Annotated in this window: 14 protein-coding genes and 1 tRNA gene; 10 read left to right on the forward strand and 5 right to left on the reverse strand. The window is 66.9% G+C overall.

Annotated features, from left to right (window positions below):
* Positions 1-49: 49 nt before the first annotated feature.
* Positions 50-1,837 (forward strand): AMP-dependent synthetase/ligase, encoded by a 1,788-nt coding sequence (locus tag ACP690_RS05070; RefSeq protein WP_426260464.1) that lies wholly within the window; start codon positions 50-52, stop codon positions 1,835-1,837.
* Positions 1,838-1,931: 94 nt separating this feature from the next.
* Complete coding sequence (locus ACP690_RS05075; protein ID WP_426260463.1) at positions 1,932-2,294, forward strand: endonuclease domain-containing protein; 363 nt, start codon at positions 1,932-1,934, stop codon at positions 2,292-2,294.
* Between the two features lie 126 nt (positions 2,295-2,420).
* Here ACP690_RS05075 and ACP690_RS05080 read toward each other — a convergent pair whose 3' ends face one another.
* Entirely contained in the window at positions 2,421-5,294 is a 2,874-nt protein-coding gene (locus tag ACP690_RS05080) for a M16 family metallopeptidase (protein WP_426260462.1), read from the reverse strand.
* Positions 5,295-5,476: 182 nt separating this feature from the next.
* On the opposite strand from ACP690_RS05080, the gene ACP690_RS05085 reads away from it, so the two are divergent.
* From ACP690_RS05085 to ACP690_RS05095, 3 genes are all read left to right on the forward strand, one after another.
* Positions 5,477-6,178: an aspartyl/asparaginyl beta-hydroxylase domain-containing protein gene (locus tag ACP690_RS05085; protein WP_426260461.1), complete on the forward strand. Its 702-nt coding sequence runs from the start codon at positions 5,477-5,479 to the stop codon at positions 6,176-6,178.
* Between the two features lie 273 nt (positions 6,179-6,451).
* Complete coding sequence (gene katG / locus ACP690_RS05090; protein WP_426260460.1) at positions 6,452-8,680, forward strand: catalase/peroxidase HPI; 2,229 nt, start codon at positions 6,452-6,454, stop codon at positions 8,678-8,680.
* A 259-nt stretch (positions 8,681-8,939) separates the two neighbouring features.
* Positions 8,940-10,265 (forward strand): PQQ-dependent sugar dehydrogenase, encoded by a 1,326-nt coding sequence (locus ACP690_RS05095; RefSeq protein WP_426260459.1) that lies wholly within the window; start codon positions 8,940-8,942, stop codon positions 10,263-10,265.
* Positions 10,266-10,506: 241 nt separating this feature from the next.
* On the opposite strand, the gene ACP690_RS05100 is transcribed toward ACP690_RS05095, so the two are convergent.
* A complete protein-coding gene (locus tag ACP690_RS05100; protein ID WP_043060160.1) occupies positions 10,507-10,854 on the reverse strand; it encodes a heavy metal-binding domain-containing protein in 348 nt (115 codons plus the stop codon).
* Positions 10,855-11,032: 178 nt separating this feature from the next.
* Between ACP690_RS05100 and ACP690_RS05105 the strand changes: the two genes are divergently transcribed.
* Positions 11,033-11,710, forward strand: coding sequence for a methyl-accepting chemotaxis protein (locus ACP690_RS05105; RefSeq protein ID WP_426260458.1), 678 nt, complete (start codon positions 11,033-11,035; stop codon positions 11,708-11,710).
* Between the two features lie 109 nt (positions 11,711-11,819).
* Here ACP690_RS05105 and ACP690_RS05110 read toward each other — a convergent pair.
* Positions 11,820-11,895: transfer RNA gene (locus ACP690_RS05110), tRNA-Ala, on the reverse strand.
* A 225-nt stretch (positions 11,896-12,120) separates the two neighbouring features.
* Positions 12,121-12,441, reverse strand: coding sequence for a TIGR02300 family protein (locus ACP690_RS05115; protein ID WP_017978348.1), 321 nt, complete (start codon positions 12,439-12,441; stop codon positions 12,121-12,123).
* A 111-nt stretch (positions 12,442-12,552) separates the two neighbouring features.
* On the opposite strand from ACP690_RS05115, the gene aroA reads away from it, so the two are divergent.
* Positions 12,553-13,908, forward strand: coding sequence for a 3-phosphoshikimate 1-carboxyvinyltransferase (aroA, locus tag ACP690_RS05120; protein ID WP_426260457.1), 1,356 nt, complete (start codon positions 12,553-12,555; stop codon positions 13,906-13,908).
* Entirely contained in the window at positions 13,905-14,534 is a 630-nt protein-coding gene (locus ACP690_RS05125) for a (d)CMP kinase (protein ID WP_426260456.1), read from the forward strand. The genes aroA and ACP690_RS05125 overlap by 4 nt, the downstream gene beginning before the upstream one ends.
* Positions 14,535-14,561: 27 nt before the next feature.
* Here ACP690_RS05125 and ACP690_RS05130 read toward each other — a convergent pair whose 3' ends face one another.
* Entirely contained in the window at positions 14,562-17,108 is a 2,547-nt protein-coding gene (locus ACP690_RS05130) for a TonB-dependent receptor (RefSeq protein WP_426260455.1), read from the reverse strand.
* Positions 17,109-17,254: 146 nt separating this feature from the next.
* Between ACP690_RS05130 and ACP690_RS05135 the strand changes: the two genes are divergently transcribed.
* Positions 17,255-17,905, forward strand: a complete 651-nt coding sequence (locus ACP690_RS05135; RefSeq protein ID WP_426256961.1) for a hypothetical protein — start codon at positions 17,255-17,257, stop codon at positions 17,903-17,905.
* Between the two features lie 464 nt (positions 17,906-18,369).
* Positions 18,370-20,088, forward strand: coding sequence for a 30S ribosomal protein S1 (gene rpsA / locus ACP690_RS05140; protein WP_020486448.1), 1,719 nt, complete (start codon positions 18,370-18,372; stop codon positions 20,086-20,088).
* The last annotated feature ends 4 nt before the right edge of the window (positions 20,089-20,092 follow it).

The raw sequence follows: 20,092 nt of genomic DNA on the forward strand, positions 1-20,092 counted from the left end.
TACGGCAGGCGCGGGATCCACACGCGCCGCCGGCATGCAGGAGAGAGCCATGCGCACCCTCGAACACTTCCCCAACCTCGTCACCATGTTCTTCACGCGCGCGGCGGAAAAGGGTGAGGCCCCCTTCCTGTGGGCGAAGCGCGACGGCCAATGGGTCGCCACGAGCTGGGCAGAGGCGGCACGGCAGGTGTCGAGCCTTGCCGCGGGCCTGAAGGCGATCGGCATGAAGCGCGGCGACCGGGTGATGCTGGTCGCCGAGAACCGGCCGGAATGGTGCATCAGCGACCTCGCCATCATGGCCGCGGGCTGCGTCACCGTGCCGACCTATACGACCAACACCGAGCGCGACCATGCGCACATCATCGAAAATTCGGGCGCCTGCGCGATCATCGTGTCGACCGAAAAGCTCGCCCGGACGCTGATGCCCGCGGTGCTGCGATCGAACCAGGGGCAGACGGTGATCGGCATCGACCCGATGCGCGCGCCGTCGACCAGCATCGATTTCCACGACTGGCACCGGCTGATCGCGGATCATCCCGCCGACCCCGCGCGCGTTGCGGCGGAGGCGGATTTCCAGCGCAACGACCTGGCCTGCATCATCTACACCAGCGGCACCGGCGGTGCGCCGCGCGGCGTGATGCAGCACCATGGCGCGCTGCTGCACAATGTGAACGGCTGCGCGGCGCTGATCTCCGAGGATTTCGGTTGGGACGACGAGGTGTTTCTGTCGTTCCTGCCGCTCTCCCACGCCTATGAGCATACTGGCGGGCAGCATTTCCCGATCGGGCTGGGCGGCCAGATCTACTACGCCGAGGGCCTCGACAAGCTCGCCGCCAATATCGAGGAAGTGCGTCCGACGATCATGTTCGTCGTGCCGCGCCTGTTCGAGGTGCTGCGCACCCGGATCAGCAAGGCGATCGAGAAGAAGGGCGGCATGTCCGCCTGGCTGCTCGACAAGGCGCTGGAGATCGGCGCGAAGCAGAGCGCCGGGCGGCTCTCGCTCACCGATCGGCCGACCAAGCTGCTGGTCGATACGCTGTTCAAGCCGAAGATCGCCAAGCGCTTCGGCGGGCGGATGAAGGCGATGGTGTCGGGCGGCGCGCCGCTGACGCCGGAGGTCGGGCTGTTCTTCCAGAGCCTCGGCCTCACCTTCCTGCAGGGCTATGGCCAGACCGAGGCGGCGCCGGTCATCTCGTGCAACCGGCCGCGCGTCGGCGTGAAGGTCGACACGGTCGGCCCGCCGCTCGAGGCGACCGAGGTGGTGATCGCGCCCGACGGCGAAATCCTGGTGCGCGGCGAGCTGGTGATGCACGGCTATTGGCGCAACGAGGCGGAAACCGCGCGCGTGCTGCGCGACGGCTGGCTGCACACCGGCGACATCGGCGAGATCGACGCGGCCGGCCGCATCAAGATCACCGACCGCAAGAAGGACCTAATCATCAACGACAAGGGCGAAAACGTCGCGCCGCAGAAGGTCGAGGGCATGCTGACGCTGCAGCCCGAGATCGTCCAGGCGATGATCGCCGGCGACCGCCGCCCCTATATGGTCGCGGTGATCGTGCCCGACCCCGAATGGACGCAGGAATGGTGCGCGGCGAACGGCACCGCGTGCAAGGCAGCGCGCCTTGCGGAAAACAGCGAATATCGCACCGCGATCGGCCATGCCGTGGAACGCGTGAACAAGGACTTGTCCGTCACCGAACGCATCCGCCGCTTCATCCTGGCGGACGAACCCTTCGCAATCGAAAACGAACAGCTGACCCCCAGCCTGAAGATCCGCCGCCACGTGATCCGCGGGGTGTACGGCGAGCGGTTGGACGCGTTGTACAAGGGGTGAAATAAGACAAAGGGCAGCGCATGGTGGGAGAGACATCGCTGCCCTCCCCCTCCGTCAGCTGCGCTGCCACCTCCCCCTGGCGGGGGAGGACAGGGTGAAGCTCAACGGCTCGAAACGAAACCTCGCCGACGCAAAGTCCTTACGCCGCCCGCTAACCCTCCCCGAAATCCTGCTCTGGCCTGAACTCCGCAAACTTCCGCTCCGCATACGGAAGCAGGTCCCCACCGACCCATACGTCCTCGACTTCTACTGTGCGAAAGCGGGCCTCGTCATCGAAGTCGACGGCGAAGCGCATGACCGCGGCGACCGCCCTGAACGCGACGCGTGGCTCGCCGAACAGGGCGTCACAACCCTGCGCATCCCGGCCACCGACATACTCCGCGATCTCGATGCGGTGATGCGGCTCATCCTCGCCGAGCTGAACGCGCGCGGAAACGCCCCCTCCACCACCCGCTGACGCGGGCGGTCCCCCTCCCCCGCTAAAGCGAGGGAGGACTTTTCAGCCATTCCTCCCCCGCCAGGGGGAGGTGGCAGCGAAGCTGACGGAGGGGGAGGTCACGGCGCGCTCGCGTCCCCCCGCCCCTCACTTTTTCCGCGGCAGCACCGCCAGCGTCCAGTCCTTCTCCGGCACCAGATATTTGGCCGCGGTCGCCTGCAACACCTGCGGCGTCACTTCGCCGAAGTCGCGGCCCAGGCGGCGGACCGCGTCGATGCGGCGTTCGTCGAACGTGCCGCCCGACATTTCGCGCAGCCAGAACAGGCTGCTCGTCGCGGCGCGGGCGTAGCTTTGTTGCAGCGGGCCCTTCACGCGCTCCAACTCGTCGGCGGTGACCGGCGTCTTGGCGAGGTCCGCGGCGATCTTGCGGGCGAGGCTGAAGAACAGCGGCACGTTGGCGGGCGCGACCTGGCTTACCGCCATCAGGCGGCCGCCGCCGGGCAGGCCGCGGGGCCAGCTGCTCGCGACGCCGGGGCTGTAGCTCGCGCCCTCGGCCTGGCGCATCTGTTCGAACAGACGGTCGCTGAACACCTGGGCCAGCACGTCCAGTCGCCGCGCCTCTGCGATATCGGTCAGGCCCGCGCCGGTCGGCCAGGCGATCACCGCGCTCGCCTGATTGTCGGGACCGTTGTGATAGCGCAGCACGGGGCTCGCGACATGCGCGGGGAAGCGCACCGGCGGCGGCGCGGTGGTGGTGTCCACGCGCGGCGGCAGCGCGCCGAAGCTCTTGGCCACCGCGGCGATCGCCTCGTCCGGGTTGATCTGGCCGAAGACGTCGACCTCGATCGGGCCGCTGGCGAGCAGCGGCGCCCAGAACGCCTTGAACTGCTCCGGCGTCAGCGACGACACCGTCTTGGCACTCGGCGTCAGCCAGCGCTGGTCGCCATCGTGCAGCAGCCCTTCCAGATCGCGCGACAACACGCCGTCCGCCGACGAATCATAGCCGGGGATCGCGGTCAGCGCAGACGACTTCGCCCGCGCGACCGGCGCCGCATCCCAGCGCGGATAGGCGAGCTTCGCCGCCGCCAGCGTCAGTTCGTCGGCATAGTCCTTTGGACTGCTCAGCGTCGCGATCGAAAAGGCATCGTCGTCGATCCCGAAGTCGAGGCCCAATTGCCGCCCCGCGGTCAGCTGATCGAGGTCGTCCTGGCTGAGGGTGCCGATGCCGCTTTCCATCAGCGCGAGGTCGCCCGCCCAGGCGGGGCTCGGCTTGCTTGCGGGCAAGGCGTTATAGCCGCGCCCGAAGCGCACGCGCACGAAGACGCGGCCGGTATCGTCGGGATTGGCGAAGGTCAGCAGCCGCACGCCGTTCGAAAACACCACCTTTTCCGATGGCAGCCCGGCGATCTGCGTCCGCGACACGACCGTGCCCGGCTTGCCCAGCGCGGGCAGCTTGCTGAAATCGACCGCCGCCTGCGAGGCGCGCTTGATCGTCAGTGTCGACACGTCGGCCTTCAGCGCCGCCGCCAGCTTTTCCGCCGCGCCCTTTTCGGCGGTGCGCGTGTTGACCAGCGCGCGCGTCGCGACGCCGGCGAAGATCTTCTTCGTCGAGGCGAGCACGTCGGCGGGGTTGAACATGCCCTTCGCCTTGGCGTCGGTCAGGATGGCATAGCTGTTGGCGGGTGCGGTCACGGTTTCGCGGATATCGAGCGCGCCGGCCATGTCGTCGGCCTGCTTGGCGCTCGCTTCGACCTGCGCGGTCTCCACGCCGTTGCGGATCGCGACTTCGTAATCGGCATATTCGCGGTCGATCTCGGCCTGCGTCGGCGGCGTCTTCTGCGCGTCGGCGATCACCGCGCGCACGTCCTTCAGCGCCTGTTCCCACTGATCGCCGACGGGCAGGATCATGACCGTCGTCATGTTCGCCGAGCGCGACCGGTCGTCGAGGTCGACGCCCGCCTGCACGAAGCTGGCACCGGCACGCGCACGCCGCTCCAGCCGCCGGCTGATGACGCGTGCCGCGATCGTGTCGACCATCCGCTTCTGATTGAAGATCTTGGTGTCGTCATTGTACTGCCATGGCCGCACGACGCCCATCATGACGAGCGGCGGCAGGCCCGGTTCGACCATCACGGCAGAGGTCGGCTCGTTGGGCGACGGCTTGCCGAAATCGGGTGCGGGCGTCGCCGTGCCGTTGCCCTTCCAGCCAGCGAAATGCTGCGTCACCATCCGGCCGAGCGTCGCCGGATCCATATCGCCCGAGATGATCACGACCGCGTTTTCGGGCCGATACCAGCGATCGTGGAACGCCTTGACGCTCGCGCCATTCGCCGCCTCCAGCGTCTGGAGCGTGCCGATCGGCGACCGTTCGGCGAGCGGCTGGCCGGCGAAGAACAATTTGCTCATCGCCTCCTGCAACTTCACCTGCGGCCCCGGCTGTTCCCGGCGCTCGGCCAGCACGATCGGCCGTTCGGCGGAGACCGCCGCATCGGTCAGCGTCGGCTGCTCCATCATGCCCGACAGGATCTTCAGGCTTTCATCGACCGTCTGCTCGGTCGCGGACGGGAGGTCGAGCTTGTAGAGCGTCTGCGTCGGCGTGGTCGAGGCGTTGCTGTCCGACCCGAAGGTCGCGCCGAACCGCTGCCATACGCGCTTCGCCTCGCCATCGGGCACATATTCCGATCCGCGGAACGAGAGATGCTCGATGAAATGGGCGTAGCCGCGTTCGCTGTCCTTTTCATTGAGCGAGCCTGCGTCGATGCGCACGCGGATCGACACCTGGCCCGGCGGCACGCCGTTCTTGCGCACCGCATAGCGCAACCCGTTCGGCAGGGTGCCGAACACCCAGGCCGGATCGTGCGGCAGGTCGCTGCCCTTGTAGAGCCAGGCGGTCGGATCGACCTTGACCGCGGGGGTCGCCTGAGCCGCTACCGCGGAGCGGGGCGCCTTGACCTGGGCGATGCCGCCGGTGGCCAGAGCGAGGACGAGTACGGGCGCGAATGCGCGGGAAAGATACGCCATGGCCCCTGCTGTAGCGTGGCACGACGGACGCCGCCAGCGAGGACACCATCTGTGCCGACGCTCCATGTTTCGGTCATGATTTGGCCCCGGTATGCCGATACCCAAGCCCTACAGAATAATCAGGATAAGCGACGCCCGCGCCTCTTGGCCGCGGCGAACGCCAGGATGACGACGGCAGGGGCATGACGATCGCGACGACCAGGACGGCATCGGCAATGTGGCGGGATTCGGGCGCCCCGGCCCCGACTCCCCCGACGCAGCCACAGCCGCACGGCCTGCTGCGTGGGCTCGACCTGCCTGCGGGCCTGCGCCGCCGGATCGATCGCGTGATCGCCGCCTCGTCGCTGGTCGCCACCGATCCGGTGCTCGACATGCGCCAGTTCGCCTGGACCGCCCTGCTGCGCGATCACTGGCGAACGATCCGCGACGAGGCGATGAGCGCGCTGTCTGCCGACACCGCCCCCGCCGACCGCACCGTGACGCTGTGGAGCCGAGACGACGACACGCCCGCCCCCTGCCCGCAGACGCATCGCATCGTGTCGACCATCCCCGGTCTCGACAGCGCCGCGCTCGCCATCCTGCCGCCGGGCGCGCATCATGCGATCCGGCGCGGTGCCACCAAGGGGCTGATCACCTGCCACCTCGGCCTCGTCGTGCCGCGCGACGGCGACGTCCGCATGCGCGTCGGCGACCGCGTCGTGCGCTGGTCGGAGGGCGAGACGCTGGTGTTTGACGACACCTACGACCACGAAGTCTGGAACGAGGCGAGCGGCACCCGCATCGTCCTGCGCATCCGCTTCGACCGCCCGCTGCGCAACCCCGGCAAATGGGTCGCCGACCGCGTCCGGCGCCTGCCGGGCTTGCGGGTGCCGGACGAGGCGTAACGCGCGATACTGCCGCCCCTACTCCCCCTACTCCCGTCACCCCGGACTTGATCCGGGGCCCCGCTTTATCCGGCGGCGAAGAAAAAGAAGCGGGACCCCGGATCAAGTCCGGGGTGACGATGGACGAGGGACCCACTGATCGCCCCACCCGATCACAGCCTTCGCGATTAAGCGTTATCCCGATCAGACGGACTGCGATATCCCTAAGCAACAGCATCGCTGCGGCCGCGTTCATGCCCGCAGCGGACGTAGCGTTTTGAGGGAGAGCAGGACATGGACGCGATCACCGAAGGCAGCCCACTCAGCGACCCGAACAAGAAGCCCGCAGCGCTGCGCAGCCTGCTGGGCCGCACCTCGCGCGACTGGTGGCCGGAGGCGTTGTCGGTCGACATCCTTCATCAGAAGGGCGTCAGCGGCAATCCGATGGGCGACGACTTCGACTATCGCTCCGAATTCCTGACGCTCGATTACGACCAGCTGAAGCGCGACCTCACCGCGCTGATGACCGACAGCCAGCCCTGGTGGCCGGCCGATTATGGTCACTACGGCCCCTTCTTCATCCGCATGGCCTGGCATTCCGCCGGCACCTATCGCACCGGCGACGGCCGCGGCGGCTCGTCGGCGGGCCAGCAGCGCTTTGCCCCGCTCAACTCGTGGCCCGACAACGGCAACCTCGACAAAGCGCGCCGCCTGCTGTGGCCGATCAAGCAAAAGTACGGCCGCAAGCTCAGCTGGGCGGACCTGTTCATCCTGGCGGGCAATGTCGCGATCGAATCGATGGGTGGCCCGACCTTCGGCTTCTCCGGCGGCCGCGAGGACGTCTTCGAGCCCGAGAAGGACGTCTACTGGGGCACCGAGGAGGAATGGCTCGGCCAGACCCGCATCGAGGAACAGGAGGGCCGCGCGCTCGAAAATCCGCTCGCCGCGATCCAGATGGGCCTCATCTACGTCAATCCGGAAGGCCCCGGCGGTTGCCCGATGCCCCAGGGTTCGGCACGCGACATGCGTGAAACGTTCGCCCGCATGGGCATGAACGACGAGGAAACCGTCGCGCTCACCGCCGGCGGCCACACCTTCGGCAAAGCACATGGCGCGGGCGATCCGAAGCTGGTCGGCGTCGAGCCGGAAGGCGCCGACATCGCCTCGCAGGGCCTCGGCTGGGCGTCGACGCACGAAAGCGGCATGGGCGATCACACGATCACCAGCGGCATCGAAGGCGCGTGGACGCCGACGCCGACGACGTGGGACATGAGCTATTTCGACATGCTCTTCGACCACGAATATGAGCTGACCAAAAGCCCCGCCGGTGCGCATCAATGGCACCCCGTCGGCGATCCCGACGAGACGCTGGCGCCGGCCGCGCACACCGCGGGCAAGCGCGTGCCGACGATGATGACCACCGCCGACATGGCGCTGAAGGTCGACCCGTCGTACAATGCGATCTGCCAGAAATTTCGTGCGGACCCGGCCTATTTCGCCGACGTCTGGGCGCGCGCCTGGTACAAGCTGACGCACCGCGACATGGGCCCGAAGATCCGCCTGATCGGCCCGGAAGTGCCGCAGGAAGAGCTGATCTGGCAGGATCCGATCCCGGTCGCGGACTATTCGCAGATCGACGACGGCGACGTCGCCGACCTCAAGGCCGCGATCGCCAATTCCGGCCTGTCGATTGCCGAGCTGGTCACGACCGCCTGGGCGTCGGCCTCGACGTGGCGCGGGTCGGATCATCGCGGCGGCGCCAATGGCGGCCGCATCCGCCTGGCGCCCCAGAAGGACTGGGAGGTCAACAACCCCGAACAGCTCTCCAAGGTGCTCGGTGTCTATGAGGGCATCAAGGCCGACTTCGACAGCAAGGGTGAGAAGAAGGTATCGATCGCCGACCTGATCGTGCTCGGCGGTTCGGTGGGGATCGAGGCGGCGGCCAAGGCCGCGGGCCATGCGATCGAGGCGCCCTTCACCCCCGGCCGCACCGACGCCTCGGCCGAGCAGACCGACGCCGAAAGCTTCGACGTGCTGGAGCCGAAGGCCGATGCCTTCCGCAACTATCTGCAGGTCAAGTATAACGTGCCGACCGAGGAGCTGATGATCGATCGGGCGCAGTTGCTCGGCCTGTCGGCGCCCGAGATGGCGGTGCTGGTCGCGGGCCTCCGCGTCCTCGGCACCAACCATCCCAAGGCGGGCCAGCACGGCGTCTTCACCGACCGGCCGGGTCAGCTGACCAACGACTTCTTCGTGAACCTGCTCGACATGGGCACCGCGTGGAAGCAGGTCAGCGATGACAGCGACGAGGAATTCGTCGGCACCGATCGCCACACGCACGAACAGAAGTGGACCGCCTCGCGCACCGACCTGGTGTTCGGCTCCAATTCGCAGCTGCGCGCGATCGCCGAAGTCTATGCGTGCAGCGATGCCGCGCCGATGTTCGCCGATCACTTCGTGAAGGCGTGGACCAAGGTGATGAACGCCGACCGCTACGACCTGCTGGTCGGTTCGCCGGCCTGAGACATACGGTTCGTCCCGGTCACCGGGAAGGAGCGACCCTTCCGGCCGGGATGACGGACCGCCGGTGCGATCCCCTCTCGCACCGGCGGTCTTTTTTCGTAGGTGTCTGAGATTTAGGCACGTCCTCGCCCCGTTCGTGTTGAGCCTGTCGAAGCACGGTGGCCGCGGGCGACCGCCGCGCGTGTGGAAACACGCCCTTCGACAGGCAACGCGGCGCAGCCCCCTTCCCCGCCAGCCCCACTCCTCTTATCGTAGTGCCATGCTGAAGCACGTCCTGCGCGTCGCCGCGCTCATCGCCGTCATCGCCGTGGCGGTCGTCGTCTATCTCGCCTGGCCGGATACGGCGAAGCTGTCGGTCGATCAGGTCGCCGGAAAGCGCCCCGCCATCACCGAACCCCGCGACCAGACGCTGCCCACCGTCAAGGTCGCTGACGTCGTCGGCTGGCAGGGCAATGAAACGCCCACCCCCGCCGCGGGCCTGACGGTGAAGGCGTTCGCCCGCGGCCTCGAGCATCCGCGCTGGCTGTATCGCCTGCCCAACGGCGACGTGCTGGCCGCCGAAACCAATTCGCCGCCCCGCGAAGGTGGCGGCATCGAAGCCTGGGTGATGGGCCGCCTGCTCAACAAGGCGGGCGCGGGCGTGCCCTCTGCCAATCGCATCACGCTGCTGCGCGACGCGAACGGCGATGGCGTTGCCGAGGAACGGCATGTCTTCATGACCGGGCTGAACTCGCCGACGGGCATGGCCCTGCTCAATGGCCAGCTCTACATCGCCAACACCGACGCGCTCGTCCGCGTGCCCTATGCCGACGGCGCGACGCAGATCACCGCCAAGCCCGAACTGGTCGTCAAGCTGAACGGCGGCGGCAACCATTGGGCGCGTACGCTGATCGCGGCACCGGACGGCAAGACGCTGTTCGTCGGCGTCGGCTCGGCCTCGAACATCGCCGAAAAGGGGCTGGAGGCGGAGAAATTCCGCGCCAACATCCTGCAGGTCTATCCCGATCAGAAGACCTTCCGCATCTACGCATCCGGCCTGCGCAACCCACAGGGCATGGCGATCAGCCCCTACAATCAGCAGCTGTGGACCGTCGTCAACGAACGCGACATGCTCGGCTCCGACCTCGCGCCCGATTATTTGACGCAGGTCGAGCTCGGCGACCAGTTCGGCTGGCCGTGGTTCTATTGGGGCGGCTATCCCGACAATCGCGTCGAGCCGCAGCGCCCGGACCTGCAGCAATATTCGAAGCGCCCCGATTACGCGCTCGGGCCCCACGTCGCCGCCCTCGGCCTCGCCTTCGCCAACGGCATGAAACTCGGCGACCGCTACGCGCAAGGCGCGCTGATCGGTGAGCATGGCTCGTGGAACCGCAAGCCGGTATCGGGCTATAAGGTCGTCTTCGTGCCCTTCGCGGCGCGCGGCTTCCCCGTCGATGGCGTCAAGCCGCAGGACGTGCTGACCGGCTTCCTTAACGCCGACGGCAAGGCGCGCGGCCGCCCGGTGGGCCTGGAATCGGATCGCACCGGCGCGCTGCTGGTCGCCGACGACGTCGGCAACACGATCTGGCGCGTCGCGGCGAAGTAACACTCGCCCGCCCCAAATCCCCCGTCACCCCGGACCCGTTCCGGGGTCCACTCATCAGCACGGGGACGGCCAGAGGCTCCAGCCGCGCCATGCCAGCCTCATCCGGCCTTACGCACGCAGCGATGCAATCCAAGGCGGCCTGGTCCGGCTCTGGATGGCTTCGCTACGCACGCAACGACAGCCAAGGTTCGATCCACCATTAGCGCTGTCAAACAAACGCCGCGCCGAACCGCGCGCGCGCCTATTTTCCCGCGTCGGTAAACTTCACCGCCGTACCCGTGGCATTCGTCTTGCCCCAACTGATCGCCGTCACGTGCGCCTCGCCATATTTGGCATTGATGACCGCATCGGCGCCCATCTTCTTCGCCCGCTCCCACAGCTCGCGATAGATTTTCGCTTCGGACGACGCCTTGCTGAACACCGTCGCCTTGCGCACCCCGGCCTTCACCTCGCCGATCACCTGATAGGGCCGATCCGTGATGTCGCCGGCAAAGACGGGCACGCCCGCCTCCGGATTGACGAGCGGCGCCTTCGCCTCCTGCGCAGCGGCGACCCCAGCACACCCCAACAGCGCGGCACACAGCGCCATGCGAACGATCGTCATGAAAACCCCTCCTGCCTCACCGCACGCCTGATCCGCGCGGCCGCCCGAATGTGCCCAAGGTCGCGCCGCGAATCCAGCGCCACCGGATCGCCCCGATGCGCGTCACCCACCGGCAAAGATCGTCCTCGCGATACCGCTCCCAACCGCCTACAGATCGGACGATATGGCTCCGCTCGATTCCGTCCCTGCCCATCCGTCTCAACCGGCCTCCAGCGTGACGCCCACCGGCGATGCCGCGAAGCAGCTCGCCACCGTAATGGCGCATATGCGCCATGGCATGGTCGTGTACGGCGCTGACGAGCGTATCCGCCTCATCAACCCTCAGGTCAGCGCGATCTTCGGTCTGGAGCCGGCCAATCTGCCCGTCGGCACGATGCTGGGCGACTATCTTGCGCAGATCGGCCGGGCCGTCGGCTGGTCGACCGATCGCGTCGCCCGCGTCCTCGACAACCACCGTATCTGGCTCGCGCAGGGCGAGCGCCAGACGCTGGACCACCATTTCGACGATGGGCAGGTTTTCGAAATCATCTTCACGCCCGGATGTGGGGGCGGCGCGGTGCTGACCTACGTCGACGTCACCTACGAACGCTCGATGCAGCGCGTCGTCGACGAGCGCGCAGCCCTGACGCGCCGCGCGCATGCCATGCTCGCCACGGTGACGAAGATCGCCGCCGACACCCGCGTCCTCGCCTTCAATGCCCGGATCGAAGCCGCCCGTCTCGGCGACCATGGCCGCGGCTTTGCCGTTCTGGCCGATGAAGTGCGCGAATTGTCGCGCCAGACATCCGACGTCCTGCTCGAAATCGCCCAGGTCAACGAAGCCTCGCTCAACCTCGCTTAGGCTCGGGCAAGGGCGCGACAGCCCACGTCCTGCTACACTCGTAACAGTCGCTCAGGCCTTAGATTTATTGGGAAAATTGAATCAGGCTTTTCAGCCTCTTCGGAACGGATGGTGGAGCCGAGGGGGATCGAACCCCTGACCTCTGCAATGCCATTGCAGCGCTCTCCCAGCTGAGCTACGGCCCCATCGTTCCGGGAGGCGCCCCACTAACCGGGGCGCCCTGGCATGGCAAGCGCCGATTTGCGCCTGCCATGCACTTATCCACAATTATGTTTGAAATTCGCGGAAGAGCGAATTTGCGGCGGTTCCGGCCCGCTCCCCCTCCCGGCCACCCATCAAGGATACTTTGTGGGTGGCCGGGAAGGTTAGCGGGCCGGAACCGCGAAACGCGCCTCGGCGCGTTTCAAAACTTAATGATCGTCATCTTCGGTCGGCGCTTCCACGCCCAGATCGTCGTCGCCGCCGAGGTCCACCTCGTCGTCGGCCGAGGGTTCTTCCTCCTCGCCCAGCGCTTCCAGATCCTCGTCCTCACCCTCGAGATCGCTGTCCGCTTCCTTCGAATCGGGCTTGATCTGCTCGAACGGCAGCGGCTGCTTGGACTTCAGGATGGGCTCCGGGTTCCACGTCGTGCCGCAGTTGATGCAGGTGACGGGATCGTCCTTTTCGAGGTCGTAGAAGCGCGTCGCGCATTTCGGGCACGTACGCTTCGTGCCCCACTCCGGCTTGACCATGCCGTCTGATACCTTTCGGAAATGGGTTTCGCGAGCCAAAGGTCGCCCTTGGCCCGAGGTGGAGCGCGCCTTGCCATAGCGCAAGGGGACTGTCAAAGCCCGCGGCCAGCCATGTCGAACGCCTCCCCTCCCCGCCCGCTCTCCATCGCCGCCGCAGGGCCCCTGCGCGGCACCGTCACCGTGCCCGGCGACAAGTCGATCAGCCACCGTTCGCTGATGTTCTCCAGCCTCGCGATCGGCGAGAGCCGCATCCAGGGCCTGCTGGAGGGCGAGGACGTGCTCGCCACCGCCGCCGCGATGCGGGCGATGGGCGCGCGGATCGATCGCAGCGACGACGGCATCTGGACCGTCCATGGCGTTGGCGTCGGCGGGCTGCTCCAGCCGCAGACCGCGCTCGACATGGGCAATTCGGGCACCTCAACCCGATTGCTGATGGGCCTCGTCGCCAGCCATCCGATCACCGCGACCTTCGTCGGCGACGCCAGCCTGTCGAAGCGGCCGATGGCACGCGTCACTGAGCCGCTGGCGCAGATGGGCGCCGATTTCATGACCAGCCCGGGCACGCGCCTGCCGCTCACCATGCGCGGCGCCTGCCCGGCAGTGCCGATCACCTATACGCTGCCCGTCGCCTCGGCGCAGGTGAAGTCGGCGGTGCTGCTCGCCGGCCTCAACACCCCCGGCATCACCCGCGTCATCGAACCCGTGCCGACGCGCGACCATAGCGAGCGCATGCTGCGCGGCTTCGGCGCGGAGCTGACCGTAGAGGACACACCTGAGGGCAGGCTGATCGCGATCCATGGCGAGGCAGAACTAAAGCCGCAGGACATCACCGTCCCCGGCGATCCCTCATCCGCCGGCTTCTGGATGGTCGCCGCGTCGATCGTGCCGGGATCGGACGTGACGATCCGCAACGTGCTGATGAACCCGACGCGTACCGGCCTGCTCACCGCACTGCGGCTGATGGGCGCGTCGATCGACGAGGTCGACGGCCGCGAGATCGGCGGCGAGCGCGTCGCCGACCTGCGCGTCCGCCACGCAAGCCTGTCGGCGATCGAAGTCCCGGCCGATCTCGCCCCCAGCATGATCGACGAATATCCCATCCTGTTCGTCGCCGCCGCCTTCGCGCGCGGCACGACGGTCGCCCGCGGCGCGCACGAACTGCGCGTCAAGGAATCGGACAGGATCGCCGCCATGGCCGCCGCGCTCGGCCTCGCCGGCGTTAGCGTCACCGAGCACGAGGATGGCCTGTCAATCGAAGGCCGTGACGGTGAGCCCCTGACCGGCACCGGCAATGACCGCGTCGCCTCGCTGCTCGACCACCGCATCGCGATGAGCATGGCGGTCGCCGGCATGCACAGCAGCCGCCCCGTCCGCATCGACGACGCCGCGCCGATCGCGACCAGCTACCCGGCTTTCGTCGACACCGCGACGCGCCTGGGCGCCGCCCCGCAATGGCTCAACGCATGATCATCGCCGTCGATGGACCCGCCGCGAGCGGCAAGGGCACGATCGCCAAGGCGCTCGCCCGCCATTACGGCCTGCCGCATCTCGATACCGGCCTGCTCTACCGCGCGGTCGCGCTGACCGTGCAGCGGATGGAGCTGGACCCAGCCATCGAGGCCGACGCCGTCGCCGCCTGCAACTTCGACGAAGGCCTGCTCGACGACCCCGCGCTGCGCCAGGACGCGATCGGCCAGCTCGCCTCGATCGTCTCGGCGCACCCACTCGTCCGCGCCGCCTTGCTCCAGCGCCAGAAGCGCTTCGCCCGCCAGCCCGGCGGCGCGGTGCTCGACGGCCGCGACATCGGCACCGTCATCGCCCCCGACGCCGACGCGAAGCTGTTCGTGAAGGCCACCCCCCAGGTCCGCGCCCAACGCCGGCACCGCGAATTGCAGAGCCACGGCAGCGACGTATCCTTCGACAAGGTTCTCGCCGACATTCGCGCCCGCGACGCCCGCGACAGCGCCCGCTCCACCGCCCCGCTGACGATGGCCGCCGACGCTGCCCTGCTCGATACGAGCGCGCTCACCATCGAGGCGAGCGTGGCCAAGGCGATCGCCATGGTCGAGGCGCGGCGGGCCGGCCGGGCATAACGCCCCGCCGATCCGCCGCACGCCCGCTCAGAACTCGAAGTGCAGGCTGGCGACGACCGTGCGCCCATTGCCGAAATTGACCCAGCCGCCATCCCGGATCCGCGCGGCCGTCCCGACGTTGCTGTAATAGCGCGTGTCGAGCAGGTTGGTGACGTTGATCTGCAGATAGGTCTTGGGCAGGCCGGCCCAATCCAGCTTCGCCTGGGCATCCAGGTCGACCAGCGTGTACCCCGCCGAGATGGCGTCATTCTCGTCGGTGATGAAGCGATCGCCGACGTGCTTGGCCGACGCCCCCACCACGACGTACGGCAGCGTCACCTGCGCACGGCCGCCATATTGCCAGTTTGGCGTATCGACCAGCGACTTGCCCTTGGTGGCGATCAGCACCGCGCCCGTCGCGGCGTTCAGGATATTCTCCTTCAGCTCGGCCTTCAGATACGATCCGAAGCCGTACAGCGACAGCCAGCGCGTCGGGTTGACGATCAGCGTCCCATCGATCCCCTTGCTGTCGACCCGGCCGACGTTGCGGCTGGCGCTGATCGTGCCGCCACCGTCCAGCGGCACCGTCGTGCTGACGATGCGGTTGTCGTAGCGGATGTACCAGCCGCCCAGCTGCGCCTGCACGATGCCGCGCGAATAACGCAGGCCCGCGTCGTAGGAGTCCGTACGCTCGGGCACCGCCTCCTGATCCTTCAACGAGATGACCTTGTCGTCATATGCGTAGATGTCCGTGGTCGGCGCCGAGAAGCCGCGGTTGTAGCTTGCGTACAGGCTCGCCGTCGGCGTCATCTGCCAAACCAAGCCGGCATTGGGCAGGAAGGCGTGATATTCGCGGATGCGCCCCACGTACGGCGCGCCGAACGTCGCGCCGCGGCCGTCCGCCGCGACCTGCTGCGCGCTCTGCGAGGTGCAATAGGCCTCGTTGCTGCTGCCCGGGATCGTGTAGCAGGCGTTGCTCATGTTGCGGCGGAAGAAGGCCGCGCGCAGGCCCAGCGTGATCGACAGATCGTCCGAGAAGGGTCGGCCGCGATATTCGCCCGACAGCTGGTGCAGGATCGAATAGGTCAGCCGGTTGCGCTTGTTCAGCACGTTGCCCGCCGCATCGCGCACCGCGACCGACCCGTCGCGTCCGCCGAAATCGGCGCTCGGATAGCCGTTGACGCCCAGATACGCCGCCTCGCCCGTCTGCGCGGTCCGCGCGCGATCCCAGGTATAGGCGAGCCGCAGCAGGTTGGCGGCGTCGATATCGTACCGCAGGCCCGCGATCGCGATCAGCCGGTGCGTCTGCGTGTTGGAGGGGTAGAAGACGCGGACATAGTCGAGCATGTCGCCATCGCCGTTCAGGTCGCGCCCCGCCGCGATCCCGGCACCGATGCGGCCGATCTGGTTACGAGACACGCCGCGCGAGCCGGCATTGGCGTCGCTCTCGGCAAACACGGTCGAGCCGCCGCCATTGGCCATCGTATAGCTATAGCCGCCGTCCAGCGTGAAGGTCAGCCGATCGGACAGCGTGAACAGGCTGTTGAAGCGCGCATTGCCGGTATCGACCGGGTTGATCCCGACCTGACGCGTGTTGGTGCAGAGCGACCGGTCGTCCTGCACCGTGCCCTTGCCGGGCGTCGCGGAGGCGAGCGTGCAGTCTGCCGTGTTGGTGAACGTCGTCGCCGCGCCCAGCACGCGGTCATATTGCGCGCGGGTCAGGTCGACGCGCAATGGCGTCGCGGTGGTCGCGGTGGCGATCGGCAGCACGCCGCCCAGGATCGTGTTGACCGTGGCGACCGACGCCCCCCCAAAGCCCATGTTGCGATGCTGGTAGAAGAAGCCGGCCAGCGACAGGAAATCCTTGCCCGACCCCAGCGGCTGATAGAGGCGCGCATTATACTGGCTCTTGCGCACGATCGAATAGGGATAGAGCGCGTAGCTCTGGTGGCTTGCCGACACCCAGGCCCGCGTACCGCTGGCGTTGAGGTCGCCGGTGTTGATGAGGCCGAACACGCGGTTCATGTTGCCGCGGCCGTGCGAATAGACCGCGGTCGCGCTCACCTGTTCGGTCGGCATGATCGTGCGATAGTTGACCGTGCCGCCGGAGGCGCTGGCGGTGGGCGTATCGACGTCGGTCGACCCGAAGCTGACGTTGACCGTCTGCACCAGTTCGGGATCGATCTGCTGGCTCGAATAGATGGCGTAATTGCCGGCATCGTTCAGCGGCAGCCCGTCGAAGCTGAAGGCGATGCGCGACGCATCGAACCCGCGAATACGGATACTGCCGCCGTTGCCGCCATAGGGATCGCCCGCGACGTAATTGACGCCCGGCACCATGTTGATCGCATTGAAGATCGACTGCCCCGGAACGGTATGTTCGATATAGTCCCGCGTCACGATCGCGCGCGCCTTGGGCGCATCGACGATCTCGATCCCCGTGGTCGGCAGCTTCTTGCCCGACACGATGATGTCCTCGCCGGCCTTGTCCTCGGCAGCGATCGTTCCGGCCGTTTGCGCCAGCACCAGTTGCGGTGCGACAAGCATCAGGCACGCGCCACCGACCCCGGCGACGCGGATGAATTTGGATGTCATGATGTTCCCCAGACGACCTTATTGGCCTGCTGGGTCCATTATGGACTGTTTACGACGGGACAGTTACACAGGCGCAAATTGGCGGCGATAGTCCGGCATCCGCGACAGCGCCGCTGCGGCGCTGATGATCGCGGAAGAAGCGGCAAATGCGATCGCGCTGGCCGGGGCTAGAACAGCGATCCGCGGCATCGACGGCGATTAATGCCGTGAAAACGCATATTCGCTACCATCAAGTCGAATGCCGCATCGCACGACCGTCGAATTGCGCCGTTCGCCAATCGTATCGGGTGGAGGATCAATTGAATTTCCCCTCATCAGAGAACCAATGGGAGCTGCGGACGGAGAGGGTCGTACCCTGCAAACGTCATCATGCCTACCGCGTCTTGGTCAACAACTTCGACGACCTTTGGTGGCATCGATCGGATCGGTCGGATTGCGCCTTCTACGCCGACATATGGTCCGGTGGACACTTCTCATTGCGAAGCTCTGAACGAGAATTCATGAATGCAGGCACGGTTTTCAACAAGCGGCCGGGATGGTTCTTCAGCATCACCGATGCCATTGCCCACGGCCGTCCGGGAATAGCATCGATGGTTGCACGCTGGTCTATCGTCACCACGCCGCGCAACGATCCGGGCTACTCACAATGCAACCGGTCGACCTACTCCGTCACGATTCGCCATTTTTCGGAAGCGGCTTACCGACGCAACATTTCCCTCGGCATCGAGCGGTCGTTGAAAGACTCCGCAGATCGCTTCGTCAGGCTCTGCGAGGAACGAGCGCTCAAATACAATTAGGACCCATTCCAGTCAGTCCCTTCCGTGTCGGCACCTGTCCTACACACCCCGTTTCTGCTACACCCCCTCCATGACCCGCCCGTCCCCCGCCCCGCCACCTTCGGCCGGGCGCTGCGGACCCCTGGTTTCCGACGATTACGTACCGTCCACTTCGTCCACTTCCGCGGGCCCTCGCGCCCCCGAACGGCGATTCGCGGCTACCCCGTCGCGCCCCCGCCGCGCCTTGCCAAAAGCCCGCATTTCCCCTATGGCGCGCCGGTCCGGCGAGCAGGTGTTCGGCGGGGGACGGCGCGACCGCTTGGCGGACCGCGCCCTTTTCGCATTCAGCGCATCGCATTCCTCCCGCTGCACGCCCGCCCGATGGATGCCGCGACCGGCATGGGGTCGCCGCGGCGTTTTCAGCCAAGACCAGCGGACCCAACCGCTTGGCCGGAAACAGAATAACTCGAGGACACTCTAACCCTATGGCTACCCAGCCCCAACCCACCCGCGACGATTTCGCCGCGATGCTCGATGACATGTTCGGCGGTGCCGACAGCTTCGAGGGCCGTGTCGTTCACGGCACCGTCACCGCGATCGAAAACGACATGGCCGTCATCGACGTCGGCCTGAAGTCGGAAGGCCGCGTGCCGCTGCGCGAATTCGCCGCACCGGGCCAGAAGGCCGATCTGAAGGTCGGTGACGAAGTCGAAGTCTATGTCGACCGCGTCGAGAACATGCATGGCGAAGCGATGCTCAGCCGCGACCGCGCCCGCCGCGAAGCCGCCTGGGACAAGCTGGAGCTGGAATTCAGCAAGACCGCCCGCGTCGAAGGCGTGATCTTCGGCCGCGTCAAGGGCGGCTTCACCGTCGACCTGTCGGGCGCCGTTGCGTTCCTGCCGGGTTCGCAGGTCGATATCCGTCCGGTGCGTGACGTCACGCCGCTGATGGACATCCCGCAGCCGTTCCAGATCCTGAAGATGGACCGCAAGCGCGGCAACATCGTCGTGTCGCGTCGCGCCGTTCTGGAAGAAACCCGCGCCGAGCAGCGTTCGGGCCTCATCCAGAGCCTGGCCGAGGGTCAGATCATCGACGGCGTCGTCAAGAACATCACCGATTACGGTGCGTTCGTCGACCTGGGCGGCATCGACGGCCTGCTGCACGTCACCGACCTCAGCTACAAGCGCGTCAACCACCCGTCGGAAATGATCGCGATCGGCGACACCGTGAAGGTGCAGATCATCCGCATCAACAAGGACACGCAGCGCATCAGCCTCGGCATGAAGCAGCTCGAGTCCGATCCGTGGGATGGCGCGAGCGCGAAGTATCCGGTCGGCGCCAAGCTGTCGGGCCGCGTCACGAACATCACCGAATATGGTGCGTTCGTCGAGCTGGAGCCGGGCATCGAAGGCCTGGTCCACGTTTCGGAAATGTCCTGGACCAAGAAGAACGTCCACCCGGGCAAGATCGTCTCGACCTCGCAGGAAGTCGATGTCGTGGTGCTCGAGGTCGACGAGGACAAGCGTCGCATCAGCCTCGGCCTCAAGCAGGCGCAGAACAATCCGTGGGAAGCGTTCGCCGCCGCCCATCCGATCGGTTCGACCGTCGAGGGCGAAGTCAAGAACGCGACCGAGTTCGGCCTGTTCATCGGCCTGGACAACGACGTCGACGGCATGGTCCACATGTCGGACATCGCCTGGGGCGTGTCGGGTGAGGATGCCCTCAACCTGCACCGCAAGGGCGAGACCGTTCAGGCGATCGTTCTGGACATCGACGCCGAGAAGGAGCGCATCAGCCTCGGCATGAAGCAGCTCGAGCGCGGCGGCCCGGCGGCCGGCGGTATCGCGGCAGCGGGCGACCGTCTGAACAAGAACGCGATCGTCACCGTCACCGTCCTCGAAGTCCGCGACGCGGGCCTCGAAGTGCAGCAGGGCGACGATGGCGCGACCGGCTTCATCAAGCGCACCGATCTCGGCCGCGACCGTGACGAACAGCGTCCGGAGCGTTTCCAGGTCGGCCAGAAGTTCGACGCGATGGTCACCGGCTTCGATCGTTCGAAGAAGCCCACCTTCTCGATCAAGGCGATGCAGATCGCCGAAGAGAAGCAGGCGGTTGCTCAGTACGGCTCGTCCGACTCGGGCGCGACGCTCGGCAACATTCTGGGCGAGGCGCTGAAGGCCCGCTCGGACGCCGAAAAGAAGTAAGTAA

Origin of the sequence: Sphingomonas sp. DC4900, from assembly GCF_049896485.1 — a bacterium.
Classification (GTDB): Bacteria; Pseudomonadota; Alphaproteobacteria; order Sphingomonadales; family Sphingomonadaceae; genus Sphingomonas; species Sphingomonas aquatilis.

Excerpts from the sequence above, each read along its gene's own strand:
- ACP690_RS05070 (WP_426260464.1), top strand. The coding sequence starts at position 50 with ATGCGCACCCTCGAACACTTCCCCAACCTCGTCACCATGTTCTTCACG.
- ACP690_RS05080 (WP_426260462.1), bottom strand. The coding sequence starts at position 5,294 with ATGGCGTATCTTTCCCGCGCATTCGCGCCCGTACTCGTCCTCGCTCTG.
- ACP690_RS05085 (WP_426260461.1), top strand. The coding sequence starts at position 5,477 with ATGACGATCGCGACGACCAGGACGGCATCGGCAATGTGGCGGGATTCG.
- katG (WP_426260460.1), top strand. The coding sequence starts at position 6,452 with ATGGACGCGATCACCGAAGGCAGCCCACTCAGCGACCCGAACAAGAAG.
- ACP690_RS05095 (WP_426260459.1), top strand. The coding sequence starts at position 8,940 with ATGCTGAAGCACGTCCTGCGCGTCGCCGCGCTCATCGCCGTCATCGCC.
- ACP690_RS05100 (WP_043060160.1), bottom strand. The coding sequence starts at position 10,854 with ATGGCGCTGTGTGCCGCGCTGTTGGGGTGTGCTGGGGTCGCCGCTGCG.
- ACP690_RS05105 (WP_426260458.1), top strand. The coding sequence starts at position 11,033 with ATGGCTCCGCTCGATTCCGTCCCTGCCCATCCGTCTCAACCGGCCTCC.
- ACP690_RS05115 (WP_017978348.1), bottom strand. The coding sequence starts at position 12,441 with ATGGTCAAGCCGGAGTGGGGCACGAAGCGTACGTGCCCGAAATGCGCG.
- aroA (WP_426260457.1), top strand. The coding sequence starts at position 12,553 with ATGTCGAACGCCTCCCCTCCCCGCCCGCTCTCCATCGCCGCCGCAGGG.
- ACP690_RS05125 (WP_426260456.1), top strand. The coding sequence starts at position 13,905 with ATGATCATCGCCGTCGATGGACCCGCCGCGAGCGGCAAGGGCACGATC.
- ACP690_RS05130 (WP_426260455.1), bottom strand. The coding sequence starts at position 17,108 with ATGACATCCAAATTCATCCGCGTCGCCGGGGTCGGTGGCGCGTGCCTG.
- ACP690_RS05135 (WP_426256961.1), top strand. The coding sequence starts at position 17,255 with ATGCGATCGCGCTGGCCGGGGCTAGAACAGCGATCCGCGGCATCGACG.
- rpsA (WP_020486448.1), top strand. The coding sequence starts at position 18,370 with ATGGCTACCCAGCCCCAACCCACCCGCGACGATTTCGCCGCGATGCTC.